Source organism: Acidovorax sp. LjRoot204, from assembly GCF_056175785.1.
In genome coordinates, this window is sequence record NZ_JBGFFF010000034.1 from 1 (window position 1) to 15848 (window position 15848).

General features: G+C 63.5%; 19 protein-coding genes. 8 read left to right on the plus strand and 11 right to left on the minus strand.

Going from position 1 to position 15848, the window contains the following annotated elements:
• On the plus strand, positions 1–585 hold a 585-nt coding region (locus tag AC04MI_RS08765), incomplete at its 5' end, for an IclR family transcriptional regulator domain-containing protein (protein WP_476497636.1).
• 139 nt (positions 586–724) lie between these two features.
• Here the strand turns inward: AC04MI_RS08765 and AC04MI_RS08770 are convergent.
• Positions 725–946: a hypothetical protein gene (locus AC04MI_RS08770; RefSeq protein WP_199170782.1), complete on the minus strand. Its 222-nt coding sequence runs from the start codon at positions 944–946 to the stop codon at positions 725–727.
• A 207-nt stretch (positions 947–1153) separates the two neighbouring features.
• Here AC04MI_RS08770 and AC04MI_RS08775 point away from each other — a divergent pair, with 207 nt between their 5' ends.
• On the plus strand, positions 1154–1588 hold the full coding sequence (locus tag AC04MI_RS08775) for a DUF1841 family protein (protein ID WP_436077656.1): 435 nt from the start codon (positions 1154–1156) through the stop codon (positions 1586–1588).
• 86 nt (positions 1589–1674) lie between these two features.
• Here AC04MI_RS08775 and AC04MI_RS08780 read toward each other — a convergent pair whose 3' ends face one another.
• The 8 genes from AC04MI_RS08780 to AC04MI_RS08815 form a co-directional block, all read right to left on the minus strand.
• Positions 1675–2550: an isocitrate lyase/PEP mutase family protein gene (locus AC04MI_RS08780; RefSeq protein ID WP_436077655.1), complete on the minus strand. Its 876-nt coding sequence runs from the start codon at positions 2548–2550 to the stop codon at positions 1675–1677.
• An 11-nt stretch (positions 2551–2561) separates the two neighbouring features.
• Positions 2562–3770: an ABC transporter substrate-binding protein gene (locus AC04MI_RS08785; RefSeq protein ID WP_476497637.1), complete on the minus strand. Its 1209-nt coding sequence runs from the start codon at positions 3768–3770 to the stop codon at positions 2562–2564.
• A 68-nt stretch (positions 3771–3838) separates the two neighbouring features.
• On the minus strand, positions 3839–4579 hold the full coding sequence (locus tag AC04MI_RS08790; protein WP_436077653.1) for an ABC transporter ATP-binding protein: 741 nt from the start codon (positions 4577–4579) through the stop codon (positions 3839–3841).
• Positions 4563–5420, minus strand: coding sequence for an ABC transporter ATP-binding protein (locus AC04MI_RS08795; protein ID WP_476497638.1), 858 nt, complete (start codon positions 5418–5420; stop codon positions 4563–4565). The genes AC04MI_RS08790 and AC04MI_RS08795 overlap by 17 nt, the downstream gene beginning before the upstream one ends.
• On the minus strand, positions 5417–6388 hold the full coding sequence (locus AC04MI_RS08800) for a branched-chain amino acid ABC transporter permease (RefSeq protein ID WP_291433769.1): 972 nt from the start codon (positions 6386–6388) through the stop codon (positions 5417–5419). Before AC04MI_RS08800 ends, AC04MI_RS08795 begins: the two co-directional genes overlap by 4 nt.
• Positions 6389–6397: 9 nt before the next feature.
• Positions 6398–7261: a branched-chain amino acid ABC transporter permease gene (locus AC04MI_RS08805; RefSeq protein WP_056066095.1), complete on the minus strand. Its 864-nt coding sequence runs from the start codon at positions 7259–7261 to the stop codon at positions 6398–6400.
• Positions 7262–7277: 16 nt separating this feature from the next.
• The gene (locus AC04MI_RS08810; RefSeq protein ID WP_056746835.1) at positions 7278–7811 is read right to left on the minus strand and encodes a 3-isopropylmalate dehydratase small subunit; all 534 of its coding nucleotides are present in this window, start codon (positions 7809–7811) and stop codon (positions 7278–7280) included.
• A complete protein-coding gene (locus AC04MI_RS08815) occupies positions 7808–9076 on the minus strand; it encodes a 3-isopropylmalate dehydratase large subunit (protein ID WP_436077651.1) in 1269 nt (422 codons plus the stop codon). Before AC04MI_RS08815 ends, AC04MI_RS08810 begins: the two co-directional genes overlap by 4 nt.
• 146 nt (positions 9077–9222) lie before the next feature.
• Between AC04MI_RS08815 and AC04MI_RS08820 the strand changes: the two genes are divergently transcribed.
• Positions 9223–10056: an IclR family transcriptional regulator gene (locus AC04MI_RS08820; protein ID WP_436077650.1), complete on the plus strand. Its 834-nt coding sequence runs from the start codon at positions 9223–9225 to the stop codon at positions 10054–10056.
• 11 nt (positions 10057–10067) lie between these two features.
• Here AC04MI_RS08820 and AC04MI_RS08825 read toward each other — a convergent pair whose 3' ends face one another.
• Positions 10068–11330 carry a putative Na+/H+ antiporter gene (locus AC04MI_RS08825; protein WP_056066109.1) on the minus strand — a complete coding sequence of 421 codons (1263 nt, stop codon included), beginning with the start codon at positions 11328–11330 and terminating at the stop codon, positions 10068–10070.
• A 221-nt stretch (positions 11331–11551) separates the two neighbouring features.
• Here AC04MI_RS08825 and AC04MI_RS08830 point away from each other — a divergent pair, with 221 nt between their 5' ends.
• The gene (locus tag AC04MI_RS08830; protein WP_436077649.1) at positions 11552–12040 is read left to right on the plus strand and encodes a DUF3429 domain-containing protein; all 489 of its coding nucleotides are present in this window, start codon (positions 11552–11554) and stop codon (positions 12038–12040) included.
• A gap of 68 nt (positions 12041–12108) precedes the next feature.
• On the opposite strand, the gene AC04MI_RS08835 is transcribed toward AC04MI_RS08830, so the two are convergent.
• On the minus strand, positions 12109–12771 hold the full coding sequence (locus AC04MI_RS08835) for a c-type cytochrome (protein WP_476497639.1): 663 nt from the start codon (positions 12769–12771) through the stop codon (positions 12109–12111).
• Between the two features lie 106 nt (positions 12772–12877).
• On the opposite strand from AC04MI_RS08835, the gene AC04MI_RS08840 reads away from it, so the two are divergent.
• From AC04MI_RS08840 to AC04MI_RS08855, 4 genes are read left to right on the plus strand one after another with little or no spacing between them, the layout of a single operon-like run.
• Complete coding sequence (locus tag AC04MI_RS08840; RefSeq protein ID WP_476497640.1) at positions 12878–13732, plus strand: AAA family ATPase; 855 nt, start codon at positions 12878–12880, stop codon at positions 13730–13732.
• Positions 13733–13984, plus strand: coding sequence for a hypothetical protein (locus tag AC04MI_RS08845; RefSeq protein WP_436077648.1), 252 nt, complete (start codon positions 13733–13735; stop codon positions 13982–13984). It abuts the gene before it with no gap.
• 20 nt (positions 13985–14004) lie between these two features.
• Complete coding sequence (locus AC04MI_RS08850; protein ID WP_476497641.1) at positions 14005–14601, plus strand: GNAT family N-acetyltransferase; 597 nt, start codon at positions 14005–14007, stop codon at positions 14599–14601.
• Positions 14602–14625: 24 nt separating this feature from the next.
• Positions 14626–15813 (plus strand): vWA domain-containing protein, encoded by a 1188-nt coding sequence (locus AC04MI_RS08855; RefSeq protein WP_476497643.1) that lies wholly within the window; start codon positions 14626–14628, stop codon positions 15811–15813.
• Positions 15814–15848: the final 35 nt, after the last annotated feature.

Consider the following 15848-nt stretch of genomic DNA (forward strand, 5'->3'; position numbering starts at 1 on the left):
CTGTTTCGCCTGAGCCCGCGCATCCTGGATTTGGGGTTTGCGTACCTGTCCTCGCTGCCCATCTGGAACCTAGCCGAGCCGGTGATGGAGGACCTGGTGGAAGAGGTGCGCGAGTCGTCATCGGCCGCCGTGCTCGACGGCCTGGACATCGTCTATGTGCTGCGCGTGCCCACCCACAAGATCATGCGCACCACGCTGGGCGTGGGCTCGCGCCTGCCAGCGTGCTGGACGTCCATGGGCCGCATGCTGCTGGCCGGGTTGCCGGACGATGAACTGCAGGCCCGGCTGCAAGGCCACCCCATGCAGCGTTTTACCGAACACACCACCACCGATGTGGATGCACTGCTGGCCCACATCCGCCAAGCGCGGCAGCAGGGCTGGTGCCTGGTGAACCAGGARCTGGAAGAGGGATTGATATCGATTGCTGCGCCGCTGACCAACCGCACGGGGCAGACGGTGGCGGCGCTCAACATCAGCGGTCAGGCCAATCGCACGAGTGCGGCGGTGATGCAGGAGAGCCTGCTGCCCGCACTGCTGAGCGCGGCCCGGACCATCTCGCGCATGATGGGGGCGCCGAGGGGGTGACAGATAACGGCTGTCGGCAACCGGCACCAGAGATCACCCACCGCAACGAGCGGCCGGTGCTAAAGCTCCGATTACCGTCTTACGTGGATAGGGCGAGAACCGGAGCCGCAACACCCGTCACTCGCCACGGTGGATGAAATCAGTTCTTGCGAAAGCCGAGCACCAGCACCACGCCGCCGAGAACCATCGCGCCCAGGCTCAACCATTGGGGGATATTCACGGATTCCTTTTCTTTCACGGTCAACTCCAACGGACCGATCTTGGCCTGGGTGGTGTCCTTGGTAAAGCTGAACCCTCCGGTCAGAAACCCGGCAAGGCCCACCACCAACAACAGCACACCAACGATTCGCATTGCATTCATGACACTTCTCCCGATGCCGGGTTTGGAGGACTGCGACAAAGTGGACCCGGCTCCCGACCTTTGCGCCAGCCCAATGTAGGTGCGCCGGCGCGCAGCCCGCGTAGGACGCCGCCCCGGCGCGATGTAGCGGCCGGACGCAATCCGCATCACCTCCCCCGCCTCCCCTCTGACGCCAGGCCCTTGCCCTGCGTGCTACCCTCACGCCCCATGTTCAGCCCCTCCCAAGCCGATGTGCGCCGCTTTCTGTGTGGTGTGCACGCCAAGACCCAGAGCGGCGCCCCCATGGAAGCCATCGAGACGCTGGCCAGCCTGTGGATCGCCGAGCACCCCGAGTACCACGCCGACCTGTCCGACGCCGATGCGGCCGTGGCCCACAACTACGACGAAACACCGGGGCAGACCAATCCCTTCCTGCACCTGTCGATGCACCTGTCCATCAGCGAGCAATGCAGCATCGACCAGCCCCGTGGCATCCGCCAGGCTGTGGAGCTGCTGACGGCGCGGCTCGACTCCTTGCACGATGCCCACCACGCTGCCATGGACTGCCTGGGCGAAATGCTGTGGGAAAGCCAGCGCTCCGGCCGACCGCCTGATGGCAACGCCTACATCGCCGCCGTACAACGCCGCGCCACGCGCGATTGATCCAGTAAGCCCCTGAAAAAGCGACAAAGGCCAGTGCCCCATGGGCACTGGCCTTTGTTTTTTGTGGTGAAAGCCTTCAGGGACGATCAAGCCGTTTCGTAGTGCGCCTGGCGCTCTTCCATCGCCTTCCAGCCGATCACTTCCTTGAAGTCGGCCATGCTGGTCTGTCCGCAGGGCAAGCCGTCCACATCGCCCGTGCGGCGGGCCGACAGCGTGGCGAGGTTCTTCTGCAAGGCGTGCACCGTGCTCATCAGCGTGACCACCGGATAAGTCGCAAAAGCCGCCACCTCTTCGATCTGCGACCGCGTGAGACGCGACATCCACAGCCCTTGCATGAGCTGCAGCGACAGGCGGCGGCCCGAGGCATTGCGCAAGCGCACCAGGTCTTCATAGCCCTTGAACGTGCGCGAGATGGGCTGGATCAGGTCCGCCCCCGCCTCCGCAAAGCGCACGGCGCGCTCGATGGCCTCCTCAGGGTCGGCCACATCGGTGCGTGCGACGATGAGGAAGTCCGGGTCCTGGCGGGCATCCACCGCCGCCTTGATGCGCGCCACGGCATCGGGGATGGACACCACAGGCGTCACCGCTGCGGCCGCCGGGCAGCGCTTGGGGCTGATCTGGTCTTCGATCGAGATGGCGGCCACGCCCGCCTTCTCGAACTCGCGCACGGTGCGGGCCACGTTGATGACATTGCCGTAGCCGGTGTCGGCATCGGCAAACACAGGCTTTTTCACCACGTTGACGATGTGGTGCACCACACCCACGTTCTCGCTGAGTGTGTAGACCTCCATGTCTGGCTGGCCCAGCAGCGATGCCGAGATGCCAAACCCCGTGGTGAAGATGCCGTCAAAGTCCGACTGGTCCACCAGCAGGGCCGAGAGGGCGTCCTGCGCACCGGCCATCCAGAAGGTGGGGCCCGACTGGATGCGCATACGCAGCTGTTGTCGCAAGCTTGTTGTCATGGCGGGTGTCCTCAACGTTTCACGGGGTCGATGTAGCTGCCCATGGACACGAACTTCTGGTCCTTGAGCTCCATCAGCGCCACCCCCGTCTGGCCGCGCCGCGCATAGCCACCGGCACTGACGGGCTGGAAGGTGATCTTGGGGCCGATCTTCTGGTCAAAGTCCTTCATGCCATCCAGCTCGGCCACCACCTTGGCGCGGCTCGGTTCGGTGCCGGTGCGCTTCAAGGCCTCGACCGTCACGGCCGCCGACGAATAGCCCATGAGCGCCATCGAGGTGGGAGCCGACTTGGGATACAGCTTGGTGTAGCGCTGGAAGAACGACTGGATGGCTGGGTTGTTGCCATCCACCGCGTCGTAGTACGAGGCCACATACAGCTTGGACTGCGTCTTGCCCAGCAGCTCGATGAACTTGGGGTCGTTGAGCCCCCCCGCACCAAACACCGTGGGCTTCCAGCCCAGTTTTTCGGCACCGCGGAAGAACTGCACCGCCTCCTGGCCCAGCGCGTAGACGATGACCACGTCCGGCTCAGCCTGCTTGAGCTTGAAGACCTGCGAGGTCAGGTCGGTCGCGAAGCGCTCAAAGGTCTGCGCCTCCACCAGCTTCATGCCATGCTTTTCCATGCGCTGCACGGCAATGTCGTAGGCCGGTTTGCCCCAGCCGTCGTTCTGGTAGAGCATTGCGATCTTCTTGGCCTTGAGCACTTCGACCGCATGGTCGATGTAGGCCGCCGTCTCGGTGGATTGGGGCGACGGCAGCACGTACAGCAGGTCGCGTGGCGGGTTGGAGGTCAGGTCGGAGATGCTCAGCGCGCCAATGGTGGGCACCTTCTTGGTAGAGCTGTATTCGTAGGCGCTGATGTTGGTGGCGTGGCCGATGTTGCCCACCATGGCAAACACCTTGTCGCGCTCGACCAGGAGCTTGGCGTTGRCTACCGACTTGGCGGGCTTGAGTTCGTCGTCATAGGTGATGAGCTTGATCTTGCGGCCATTGACGCCGCCCTGTTCGTTGACCATGTCGAAGTAGGTGCGCATGCCTTCGTCCACGGCCTTGCCCATGTAGGCCAGCGTGCCGGACAACGGCTGTGATGAGCCCAGCACGATCTCCTGGGTCAGCACGCCCTCTTCCTTGTTTTCGAAGGCATGCGCGCCCAGGGTGGCGGCCATCAGACTGGCAGCTGCAGCGGCTAGCAGGGTGCGGCGGGGAGTGAGGTGGGTCATGGTTTGTCTCCTGTGTTTATCGGTGGGAAGGGAACATGGGGAAGGAACTTGCAAAGCCGAGCCTGCGGTCAGCCGCCCAGGTAGGCACGGCGGATGTCTTCGTTGCCTGCCAGCTCCGAAGCAGGGCCTTGCATCACGACACGGCCCGTCTCGATGACATAGCCTTCATCGGAGATGTCGAGCGCGATGTCTGCGTCCTGCTCCACGATCAGCAGCGTGAGGTTTTCGCGGTCGCGGATGTCGCGCAGCGTCTCGAAGATCGCGTCTTTCAGGATGGGTGCCACGCCCATGGAGGGCTCGTCCAGCATCAGCAAGCGCGGCTTGGCCAGCAGGCCCCTGGCAATAGCCAACATCTGCTGCTCGCCGCCAGACAAGGTGCCGGCACGCGATGTGATGCGCTCCTTGAGCCTGGGGAAATAGCCCAACACACGGTCAATATCGTCACGCACCTCGGCGGCAGGACGCGTGTAGCCTCCCAGCACCAGGTTGTCGCGCACAGTGAGTTGCGCAAACACCATGCGGCCTTGCGGTACATGGGCAATGCCTCGCCGCACCAGCGCTTCGGCGGGCACGTTGGCGATGGACCGGCCGTCAAAAATGGCTTGCCCGTCACTGACGGGCAGCAGCCCCGAGAGTGCACGCATCAGCGTGGTCTTGCCCGCGCCGTTGGCGCCCAGCACACACACGATGCGGGCCTGCGGTACGCGCAGGCTCACGCCGTGCAGCGCGCGGATCTTGCCGTAGCCCGCGCTCAGGTTGTCCACGCTCAGCAGTGCGGGCGCACTGGATGGTTCAACGCCGTTTGCCACTCTTGCCTCCTCCGAGATACGCCTCAACCACGGCGGGATGGTTTTCGATCTCCCTGGGGGAGCCCTGCGCCAGGAAGGCGCCGTTGTGCATCACGGTGATCGTGTCCGAGATGGACATCACCAGGGGCATGCTGTGCTCGATGAGCAGCAGGGTCGCTTGCGCGCTGGCCTGCAGCCGCTTGAGTGTTTCGCCCAGGGCATCGATCTCACGGTTGTTCATGCCCGCTGCAGGCTCGTCCAGCAGCATCAGGCGTGGCTCCAGCGCCATGGCACGGGCCAGCTCCACCAGCTTCTGCGTGCCATAAGGCAAGTCGCGCACCACCGCATGGGCATGGGCTTGCAGGTTGAGCTTCTCCAGCACGGCCTCCACACGCTCACGTTCCTCGCGCTCCTCACGGCGCTGACGTGGCAGGCCCAGCAGGGCTTCCACCAGCGTGGCGCGCATGGCCATCGACCGTGCAATCAGCACGTTGTCAAACACGGTCAGTTCGGCAAACAGCTCCAGGTTCTGGAAGGTGCGGGCAATGCCCAGGCGCGCCACCYGGTGCGCCTTGCAGCCCAGCAATTCCACGTCACCTGCGGCCGTGCGATACCGCATGGAGCCTTGCTGGGGCGTGTAGAAGCGGCTGATGCAATTGAGCATCGTCGTCTTGCCAGCGCCGTTGGGCCCGATCAATGCGTGCACCGTACCGGGCATCACGTCGAAGCTCACGTCCTGCACGGCCACAATGCCGCCGAACGCCATGCGCACGCCCTGGATGCTGAGCAATGGGGTTGCCCGACCGGGTACTGCCGACACAGTTGCCTGCAACGGCAATGTCTTGTCGTCCAAAACTCTCATCGCGCCACCCCGCTTTGCGCTGCATCTGCGCCGGGCAGGCGCTTGCGCTTGAAGAGGCTGGCCAGCCCGTCGGGCAGGAACATCAGCGCCAAGATCATGGCCACGCCGTACAGCGCGCGCTGGAACTGATCAAACCCCAGGTAGGTGAGCAACTGCGGCGCACCGATGACGAACACCGCGCCCAGCACCGAGCCAAGGATGGAGCCCAGACCGCCCACGATGACCATCGAGACGAAGCTGATCGACACCATGATGCTGAACAGCGATGGGTCGATGAAGCGCACCAGCGGTGCATACAACGCACCCGACAGGCCGGTGTAGAAGGCACAGACGCCAAACGCCACCAGCTTGAGCGCCGTGGTGTTCAGGCCCAGAGCGCGAGCAGCTGTCTCGCTGCCCTTGATGGCCAGAAAGCCACGCCCAAACCGGCTGCGCGCCAGGTTGCGCGCCACCCACAGCGCACCCGCCAGCACCACCGCGGTGAACACGTGGTACGCACGCTCGTCCAGCGCCCAGCTGAACAGCGTGGGGCCGGGCGCGCCCATGCCGTTCTCGCCGCCCGACATGTCGCCGCTGGACTTGGCGATCTCCACCGAGATCATCACGAAACCCAGCGTGGCGATCGCCAGGAACACCTCTTCCAACCGCAGGACGGGGAGCGCCAGCAGCAAGCCCACCACGGTGGCGATGCTGGCTGCAATGAACATCGAGAGCACCAGCGGCACACCAAAGTGCGTGGTCAGGATGGCCGAGCCATAAGCACCGATGCCGAAGAACACGGCACCCGCCATGGAGATCAGGTTGGTGTAGCCCGTGAGGATGTTGGTGCCAAACGAGGCCAGCGTGTAGATGATGACAAGCGTGAAGATGTACAGCACGTAGCCACCGGGCACAAGCGGCGCCAGCACGAAGGCCAGCACGAACAGCAGCGGGCCGAGCCAGGGGTATGCGTCAAAGACTTTGGTCATGGCGGCTCCTTAGACCTTCTTGATCTGGGCGCGGGCCAGCAGACCGTGGGGGCGCAGGATCAGGATGACCAGCATCACGATGAAAGGCACCGCGTCCTTCCAGGCCGAGGACACATAGGCGCCCGTGAGGTTCGACGACACGCCGATGATCACGCCGCCCAGCAGCGCGCCCGGCATGCTGCCAATGCCGCCCAATACCGCGGCGGCGAACGCGAAGTGCAGGGCATGCTGCATCATCGAAAAGTGCACAAAAGTCAGCGGCGCAATCAGCAAGCCCGCCGTGGCGGCGATCACGTGCGACAGCGCCCAGGCCAGCGCATAGATGCGCTTGATCGGAATGCCCATGAGGCGCGCAGCCGTGGGGTTTTCCATGGTGGCCTGCATGGCGATGCCCAGCCGCGTGAAGCGAAAGAACGCAAACAGCAAACCTGCCAGCGTGGCGCATACGGCCACGATGCCCAGGTCGATGCCCGAAACGATCACACCGCCGATGTCGATGGGGGCAGCCGGGAAGATGCTGGGCAGCTCCTGCGTGTCCTTGCCCCATACCCAGATGGCCAGGTCGCCAAACACCAGGAACAGGCCCAGTGTGCAGATCGCAGACGACAGCAGTGCCTTGCCGATGAAGCGGCGGATGATGAACCGTTCGATCGCCATGCCCAGCGCCGCGCCAAAGAGCAGCGTGAGCGGCACCACCGCCCACAGCGGCAGGCCCAGCTTGAACAGTGTGTAGGCCACAAAGGCCGAGAGCATGGCCGCTTCGCCATGCGCGAAGTTGAGGATGCCCGTCGCCTTGAACACCATCACGATGCCCAGGGCGATGAGCCCGTAGATGGCGCCCAGGGCGACGCCGCTCACAATCATCTGCAACATGGTGCGCTCCTGACCGTCATGTCGCCGCAGCTGCAGCACGCTCGCGCGCCAGCCGGGCTTTGAGATACGGCGTGAACCCGCCCGCCTCGATGGTGGCGCGCTCGGTGGACGACCAGGGCTCGAACGGCAGCGCCTGGCCCGTGCGCTCGTTGACGACCACACCGCGCTCCCAGTCCACGCGCAGCGTGTCCCAGCGCTGCGTGGCGGCACGGATGCCCGGGCAGGTGATCAGCGGGAAGCCCATGCTGATCTCCCCCCGAAAGAAGCCGGGCGAGAAAGACTCGGCGATCACGCCAGCCACCCCGAGGTGGCGCATGGCGCGCATGGCCGGGTAATGCGGGTGGCCATAGCCAAAGTTCTGGCCGCCCACCAGCACATCACCTTTGGAGACGGATTGGGCAAAGCCAGGGTCGTAACTGGTCATGGTGACCGCCGCCAGTTCATTGATGTCGGTGATCTTGATGTTCTTGATGCCAACAATCAGGTCGATGTCGTAGTCGTCTTCGGTGAAGACCCAGGCCGCGCGGCCATGCAAGGTGGGCAATGTCATGCTGCACTCCCTTCGGTGTTGGCGAGGTAGGGCCGGGGGTCGGTGATGCAGCCTTCCAGGGCCGATGCCGCCACCACGGCAGCGTTGCAGATGAAGATTTCGGAGTCGGCACTGCCCATGCGGCCGGGCGTGTTGAGCGTGCCGGTGGACACAGCGCGCTGGCCATCGGTCATGGTGGCAATGCGGCCATAGCAGTAGTCGCAGCTCGAAGAGCTGATGAACGCGCCTGCATCCACCAGGGTGGAGATCAGACCTTCGCTGGCGGCCTGCGACATGATGGCCTGGGAGGTGGGCACCACATGCAGCTGGAAGCCCGGCTTGATCTTGCGGCCCTTGAGTACCTGGGCGGCAATGCGCAGGTCCTCCAGGCGGCCGCTCGCGCAGCTGCCCAGGTAGCCCATGTGCACTTCCAGGCCTGCGTATTCGGTCAGGTCCCGGGTATTGGCGGGGCTAGGTGGCGCCACTACGATGGGCACCAGGTCGCTCACATCCACGGTCACCACACGGTCGTAGTGCGCATCGGCATCGGGGTAGACCGGGTCCAGGGCGATCTTGGAGCGGCCCTTGGCGTGTTCCAGCGTTTTGGCATCGGGTGCAATCAGCATCGTGGTCGCGCCCAGGAACATGGCCTGGCCGCAGATCGTCTGGCGGCCCTCGATGCTCATGGCATCGATCACGGTGCCGCACAGCTCCACCACCTTGAAGCGGCAGGACGATGGCCCCATCACCCGCACCAGGTGGTGGAAGATGTCGCGCGCCATCACACCGGGCTGCACCGTACCGGTGACTTCGATCTTGACCGTGCCCGGCACCACGAGCGCCATGCGCTCGGAGACAAAGGTCTCCAGCACACTCTTGCGCGCTCCAATGGCCAACGTGCCGAACGCACCCAGCTGGCTCACATGCCCGTCGAAATGCACCGCAAATGCACCCGGCGTGGCGTAGCCCAGCTCGGCCGACACCTGGTGGCCAATGCCCTCGCGCTCGTGCACGGGCACGCCTTGCTCCTTGCCCCAGGCGCGGGTGACCTTGTGCAGCTCTTCCTCCTTGGGGGCGGCGGCCGGGACCATGTGGTCAATGAACAGCACAAAGCGCTCGGGGCTGGGCACCTTGTCCACACCGAAGTCCTCCTTGGCCTCCTTGAAGAACACATCCGTGTAGCCCGGAAAGTCATAGGCAATCACGAAATCCGGCCTGGCCAGGATCTCGTCGCCCGCCCGGACCGCAGGCACCCCTGCAACCCGGGCGAGGATCTTTTCAGTCATCGTGTAAGACATGTGGCTTCACCCAGTTATCCACTATGTGGAAGTTGAAAAATCGTTTGATTACTTATTAAAAAATCAAACGACAGCTCAATCGCCTGGGTAAACCCTAGATTGCCCACTATGTGGATACAAACTACAAAGACAATATGACTAAAAACACCATAGCAGTCCCATCAGAGACAAATAAACCGCCACATAGTGGAAATTCGAAAACAGGGACTCAAAGCATCGAACGTGTCGTGCAGATGCTCCGTATCGTGGCGTCTCGTGGCAAAGGTGGCATGCGCATCGGCGAGATCGCCGCCACCAGCGGCCTGCCGCAGTCCACTTGCTTTCGCATGCTTCACCGGCTGGAGGCCGAAGGCCTGGTGGACCGGGATGCCCACACACGCAAGTACTACCTGGGCCCGCTGCTGTACGAGCTGGGATTGCTCGCGCGCCCCCGCTACCGGCTGTCGGAGCTGTGCGACAGCGCGCTGCAAAAGCTGGCCGAAGTCACCCAGGACACCATCTACCTGAGCGAGCGCAGCGGCCTGGAGGCCGTGTGCACCCACCGCGCACTGGGCGACTACCCCATCAAATCGCTGGCGCTGGACGTGGGCATTCGCCGCCCGCTGGGCGTGGGTGCGGGCGGGCTGGCGATCCTGTGCGCATTGCCTCCCGACGAGGCCGAATCCATCATCGATGCCAACGCGCCCAAGTACGAGAAGTACGGATTCGTCACAGCCCCCTACCTGCGCGAGGCGATCAAGGTGGGACGCGAGAAGGGCTATGCGTTTCTGGACAGCGTGGTCACACCAGGTACAGCAGCCATCGGTATCGCTTTTCCGCCAGACAACCCGATCGCCGCCATCAGCGTGGCAGCGATCTCGGGGCGGCTGGAGTCGCACCGGCGCGACGAGGTGGCCCGGCTCATGCGCCCGCAGATCCGCGCCATCTGCGAGGCCATGACCAGCCAGGCGGTGCTGTCAGATCGCTGACCGCCCATCAACTACAACACCCGAAACGCCATCACCGCCACCAGCGTGGGCGGCAAGGCCCCCAGCAGCAGGCCCAGTGGGTTGATGACGCCGTCCGAGAACTTCTCCTTCAGGATGGACGCCCCGGCCGGGTTGGGCGCATTGGCAATCACCGTCAGGCCGCCCCCCGTGACGGCGCCCGCCACCAGGGCCACCTTGAACTCGTCACTCAGGCCTTCGACCAGCGAGCCCAGGTAGGTCAGCGCAGCGTTGTCGGTGAACGCGGTGAGCGCAGCGGCGCCAAAAAACACAGCGTTGGCATCCATCTTCATTAGCACGGGCTGCAGCCACCATTGCTGCAAGCCGCCCAGCACCACCAGCCCAGCCAGGAAGAACGCCACCAGCAGCGCCTCGCGCAAGATCAGCGGACTTTGGTAGCGCTGGTACGCCGTGGTGAACCCCATGAAGAACAGGAACAGGCCCATGAACACAGCGGGATGGTGGGCAAACACTACCACCAGCACTAGGAAGGCAAGGTGCACGCCCGTCACGGTCCACGGCATGGGGGACTCGGAGGCGGGCATCTTACGGCCCATGTGGCCCAACTGGTTGCGGAAGATCAGCATCGCGATGGCCGCATTGACGAGCACGGCCACCGCCGCCTTCCAACCGAAGTTGGATAGCATGAACCAGATGTCCCAGTTCCACTTGGCAGCCACCATCAGCACGGGCGGCGCCGCAAAGGAAGTGAGCGTTCCACCAATCGAGATGTTCACGAACAGCACACCGATGGTCGAATACTTGAGTCGGCTGGAGATGGGGTGGGAGAACAGCGTGTCCCGCAGCATCAACGCGGCCAGCGTCATCGCCGCAGGTTCGGTGATGAACGACCCGAGCAGCGGCACGAACGCCAGCACCACAAAATACATGGCCATGCCGCGCTGTACCGGCAACAAAGCGGCAAGCGCCCGGACAAGAGCCCCAGACAGCTCCAGGATAGGCCGCGTGGCGGCGATCACCATGATCGCGAACACGAACAGTGGCTCGGTGAAATTGCGCGAATCCAAGTAGGCGGTGGCCTCCTGCTTGCCGCTGATGGAGAACATGAACAGCATGAGCACCATCGCCCAGAAGCCGAACACGACCTCTACCTCGCCCAGCAGATGCCAGATGCCCGCGTGCCGGGGCTGCGTGTGCGCAAGGTGCTCGAAATACTTGGTGGAGAAGGTGTGAAGAATGGCCAGGCCGAACAGGACGGCACCAACCACCTGGATCAGGGTGGGGGAGGAGTTCATGGGTCGCAGAAGAGCCGCGCGGCGGCCCGACCAGCGCATGAACCTGCCGAGCCACCATGGCGCCGACACCCAAACAACATTTTAACTGGCGATACCGGAGAGCTCTGTAGGCGCAGGGCTTGAGGCACTCGCGAAAGGACGGTTGGCTGGCACACACAACCATGCATGGCACTCGGGAGTCTCACTTTCCAGACAATGCGGACACCTATCTGGAGGCTTTCATGTCGACGCACATCCATACGCCCACACAACCTTTGCCTCCGCCCTCCTCTGCCCCCGTCCCGCCGGCAGTGGCCTGGCTGGGATACGGCGGCCTGCTGCCGTTCCTGGCGCTGGCAGCCGTGGGCCTGTGGGCGCCCAGTACACCGTGGTGGAGCGCGGCGCTGCTGGCCTACGGCGCAGTGATCCTGAGTTTCGTGGGTGCGCTGCACTGGGGCTTTGCCATGGCACAAAGCGGGCTGAGCGCCCCAGAGCGCACGCGCTGCTTTGTATGGAGCGTGGTGCCATCGTTGATGGCCTGGCCTGCCACGCTATTGCCTGCCGCCGCGGGGGCCTTGCTGCTGGTCGCGGGCTTTGCAGCCCACCTGGTGCAAGACCATCGGCTGGCTGCACGCACCTTGCTTCCCACGTGGTATTTGCCGCTGCGATGGCGCCTGACGGTCACGGCTTGCATATGTCTGGCGTTGGGGGCATGGGCCGCCAGCCGTTGAAGATTCAACCAGCCAGCAAAAAGCCCGCCGAAGCGGGCTTTTTTTGTTGTAGTCAGCCAGACTGCTGATCAACGGAAGCGCGACTGGGGCACCGTGTGCAGGTCGCCGTCCAGGCCGCTCACGTAATTGGCCAAGGCCTTCAGTTCAGCGTTGGTGAACTGCTTGGCCACACCGCCCATGATGGCGTTGCCACGACCCACGTTGGCGTTCTTCTCAACCTTGTAGGCCTTGAGCGCCACAAACAGGTAGTCGGCATGCTGGCCGGCGATCTTGGGGTAAGAGGGGTCGATGGGCTTGGCGAAGTTGTCGCCGTGGCAGGAAACGCAAGCGCCCTTCTTCAGCAGCTCGGCCACTTGCACACTGGGTTCACGCGAGGGTTTGGCGGGCAGTTCGGCACCGGTCTTGCCGTGTTGTTCGTAGTAGGCCGACACGTCAGCGATGTCCTTCTCGGACAACGACTCGGCGATGCCGCGCATGGTGGGGTGCTTGCGCTCGCCCTTTTGGTAGGCGACCAGCGCTGCCGCAATGTACTTGGCGCTCTGGCCCGAGATCATGGGCACCTTGTGGATCTCAGGAAAGCTGGCCTGGTAGCCAACGATGCCGTGGCAACCAATGCACATGGCAATCTTTTGCTTGCCGGCTTCCACGTCGCCCTTGGCTTCCTGGGCGTGGGACAAGGCGGTCACGKAAGCGACAGCCAGGGCAAATAGCGTGGTCAACGTTTTGTTCATTTTGCGCGCACAATCTCGTGGAAGTTCAGCTCTGGGCTCTGATCAGCCRTCGATTATAGCCAGCGCCCTGTCAAGCCCATTCATCAACGATCCGGTGTTTTCCCCCATGAAATTCCAAGGCTCCCAGAACTACGTCGCCACCCAAGACCTGATGCTCGCCGTGAATGCGGCCATCACGCTGCAACGGCCGCTCCTGATCAAGGGCGAGCCCGGCACSGGCAAGACSATGCTGGCCGAGGAAGTGGCGCAGGCGCTGGACATGCCCCTGCTGCAGTGGCACATCAAATCCACCACCAAGGCCCAGCAGGGCCTGTATGAATATGACGCGGTGAGTCGCTTGCGCGACAGCCAGCTCAACGACGGCGACAGCGCCGAGCGCGTGAAGAACATCCGCAACTACATCATCCAGGGCGTGCTGTGGCAGGCCTTCACGGCCGACCGCCCCGTGGCGCTGCTGATCGACGAGATCGACAAGGCCGACATCGAATTCCCGAACGACCTGCTGCGCGAAATCGACCGCATGGAGTTCTACTGCTACGARACGCGTGARCTCATCAAGGCCAAGCACCGCCCGCTGGTGTTCATCACGTCGAACAACGAAAAGGAGCTGCCCGAYGCSTTCCTGCGCCGCTGCTTCTTCCACTWCATCAAGTTCCCCGAGGCCGACACGATGCGGCAGATCATCAACGTGCACTTCCCCACGCTCAAGAGCGAGCTGCTCAGCGTGGCGATGAAGACSTTCTAYGACGTGCGCAACCTGCCGGGCCTSAAGAAGAAGCCCTCCACCASCGAGCTGMTCGACTGGCTCAAGCTGCTGGTGGCCGAAGACATTCCACTCACCGCCCTGCAAAGCGCCGACAACAAGGTGGCCGTGCCCCCGTTGGTGGGGGCGCTGCTCAAGAACGAACAGGACGTGAGCCTGTTTGAAAAGCTGGTGTTCATGAACCAGAGGAACCGCTGAGTGAACAACGGCAACAGCAACGACGACACCCGCCAGCTGCTGGCCCACGGCGTCGCCGATGCCGTGGGCTTTGTGGGGGGCGCCCTGCTGGGTTTCTGGCTGAGCCAGCTGTTGGGGCTCGATATCTTCGCGCCCGGCTACGGCACCGGCAGCCTGGTGGGCATCGCCCTGGTGGGTATCGGTGGCGGCCTGGGCCTGCATGCGGCGCGGCGCTGGCAGAACAGCCGTCGCAGCCAACCGTCCAAGGATTGATGATTAAGGGGTAGAGACCCATGGCTTTTGTAGAACCTGTCACGCTGCGCGATCTCGGAGTCCGCCTGGAGCCGCTGGCGCTGGCCCATGAAGARGGCCTGCGSGCCGCMGCCGCCGAYGGCSAGCTSTGGAAGCTGCGCRTCACCTCGGTGCCCGAGCCGCAGGACACCCGCGCGTACATCGAAGCCGCGCTCAAGATGCGCGAGGACGGCAACCGCTTTGCCTTTGCCGTGGTGGAAGACGCCACCGGCAAAGTGCTGGGCTCCACCAGCTACCACGACATCGTGCCGGCTGTGAAACGCGTGGAAATTGGCTACACCTGGTACTGCCAAAGCGTGCAGCGCACCCACGTCAACACCACCGCCAAGCTGCTGATGATGGGCCACGCCTTCGACACGCTGGGCTGCCATGTGGTGGGCTGGCGCACCGACAACTACAACTTTGCGTCACAACGCGCCATCGAGCGCCTGGGCGCCAAGAAAGACGGCGTGCTGCGAGGCCACGCGCTGCGCCGCGACGGCACCATCCGCGACACGGTGATGTACAGCATGCGTGCCGGCGAATGGCCTGAGGCCAAGGCGCAGCTGCTATATCTTTTAGAGCGTCATGCGCAATAAACACTAGCGCTAGAGGCCAAAATCATGCTCATCGACTTCTTCTACACCCTGCGCTCGGCCAAGTTGCCCGTGTCGGTCAAGGAATACCTCACCCTGCTCGAAGCCCTGCAGGCCGGTGTGGTGGGCCCCAAGTCGGATGACGCATGGAGCCTGGACGACTTCTACAACCTCTCGCGCCTCACGCTGGTCAAGGACGAGAAGCACTACGACAAGTTCGACCGSGCCTTYGSCGCCTACTTCAAGGGCGTGGAGATGSTGGCCGACTTCACCAAGGAGATCCCGGCCGATTGGCTGCGCAAGATCCTGGAAAACGAGCTCACGCCCGAGSAAAAGGCCGMCATCGAGAAGATGGGCTGGGACGAGYTSATGGAGACGCTSAAGAAGCGCYTCGARGAACARAAGGARCGCCACGAAGGCGGCAGCAAGTGGATCGGCACGGGCGGCACCAGCCCGTTCGGCCACGGCGGCTACAACCCGCAGGGCGTGCGCATTGGTGGCGCGGGCAAGAACAAGAGCGCGGTGAAGGTGTGGGAGCAGCGCGCCTACAAGGACTACGACGACCAGCAGGAGCTGGGCACGCGCAACATCAAGGTGGCGTTGCGCCGCCTGCGCAAGTTTGCGCGCGAAGGGCATGAGCTGGAGCTGGACCTGCCCGACACCATCCGCAGCACGGCGGCCAACGCGGGCTATCTGGACATCAAGATGGTGCCCGAGCGGCACAACAACGTGAAGGTGCTGCTGCTGATGGATGTGGGTGGCACGATGGACGAGCACATCCAGCGCGTGGAAGAGCTGTTCAGTGCGGTCAAGAGCGAGTTCAAGCACCTGGAGTTCTATTACTTCCACAACTGCGTGTACGACTTCATGTGGAAGAACAACCGCCGCCGCTTTGCCGAGAAGTTCCCGACCTGGGACATCATCCGCAAGTACAACAAGGACTACAAGCTGATCTTTGTGGGCGACGCGACGATGAGCCCGTACGAGATCCTGCAGCCCGGCGGCAGTGTGGAATACAACAACGAGGAGCCGGGTGCCGAGTGGATCCAGCGCCTCACCCACGCCTTCCCCAAGTTTGCGTGGATCAACCCCGAGCCCCAGGGCGTGTGGCAGTACCGCCAGAGCATTAGCATCATCCAGCAGCTGGTGGGCAACCGCATGTACCCGCTGTCGCTCAAGGGGCTGGAAGAAACCATGCGGCTGCTGTCCAAATAGGCGCGGTACCGGGGTCAGATGCCTTGTGAGCATCT

What these genes read in the sequence shown, in the direction of transcription:
- AC04MI_RS08770 (WP_199170782.1), bottom strand. Translation starts at nt 946, where the DNA reads ATGAATGCAATGCGAATCGTTGGTGTGCTGTTGTTGGTGGTGGGCCTT.
- AC04MI_RS08775 (WP_436077656.1), top strand. Translation starts at nt 1,154, where the DNA reads ATGTTCAGCCCCTCCCAAGCCGATGTGCGCCGCTTTCTGTGTGGTGTG.
- AC04MI_RS08780 (WP_436077655.1), bottom strand. Translation starts at nt 2,550, where the DNA reads ATGACAACAAGCTTGCGACAACAGCTGCGTATGCGCATCCAGTCGGGC.
- AC04MI_RS08800 (WP_291433769.1), bottom strand. Translation starts at nt 6,388, where the DNA reads ATGACCAAAGTCTTTGACGCATACCCCTGGCTCGGCCCGCTGCTGTTC.
- AC04MI_RS08805 (WP_056066095.1), bottom strand. Translation starts at nt 7,261, where the DNA reads ATGTTGCAGATGATTGTGAGCGGCGTCGCCCTGGGCGCCATCTACGGG.
- AC04MI_RS08810 (WP_056746835.1), bottom strand. Translation starts at nt 7,811, where the DNA reads ATGACATTGCCCACCTTGCATGGCCGCGCGGCCTGGGTCTTCACCGAA.
- AC04MI_RS08815 (WP_436077651.1), bottom strand. Translation starts at nt 9,076, where the DNA reads ATGACTGAAAAGATCCTCGCCCGGGTTGCAGGGGTGCCTGCGGTCCGG.
- AC04MI_RS08820 (WP_436077650.1), top strand. Translation starts at nt 9,223, where the DNA reads ATGACTAAAAACACCATAGCAGTCCCATCAGAGACAAATAAACCGCCA.
- AC04MI_RS08825 (WP_056066109.1), bottom strand. Translation starts at nt 11,330, where the DNA reads ATGAACTCCTCCCCCACCCTGATCCAGGTGGTTGGTGCCGTCCTGTTC.
- AC04MI_RS08830 (WP_436077649.1), top strand. Translation starts at nt 11,552, where the DNA reads ATGTCGACGCACATCCATACGCCCACACAACCTTTGCCTCCGCCCTCC.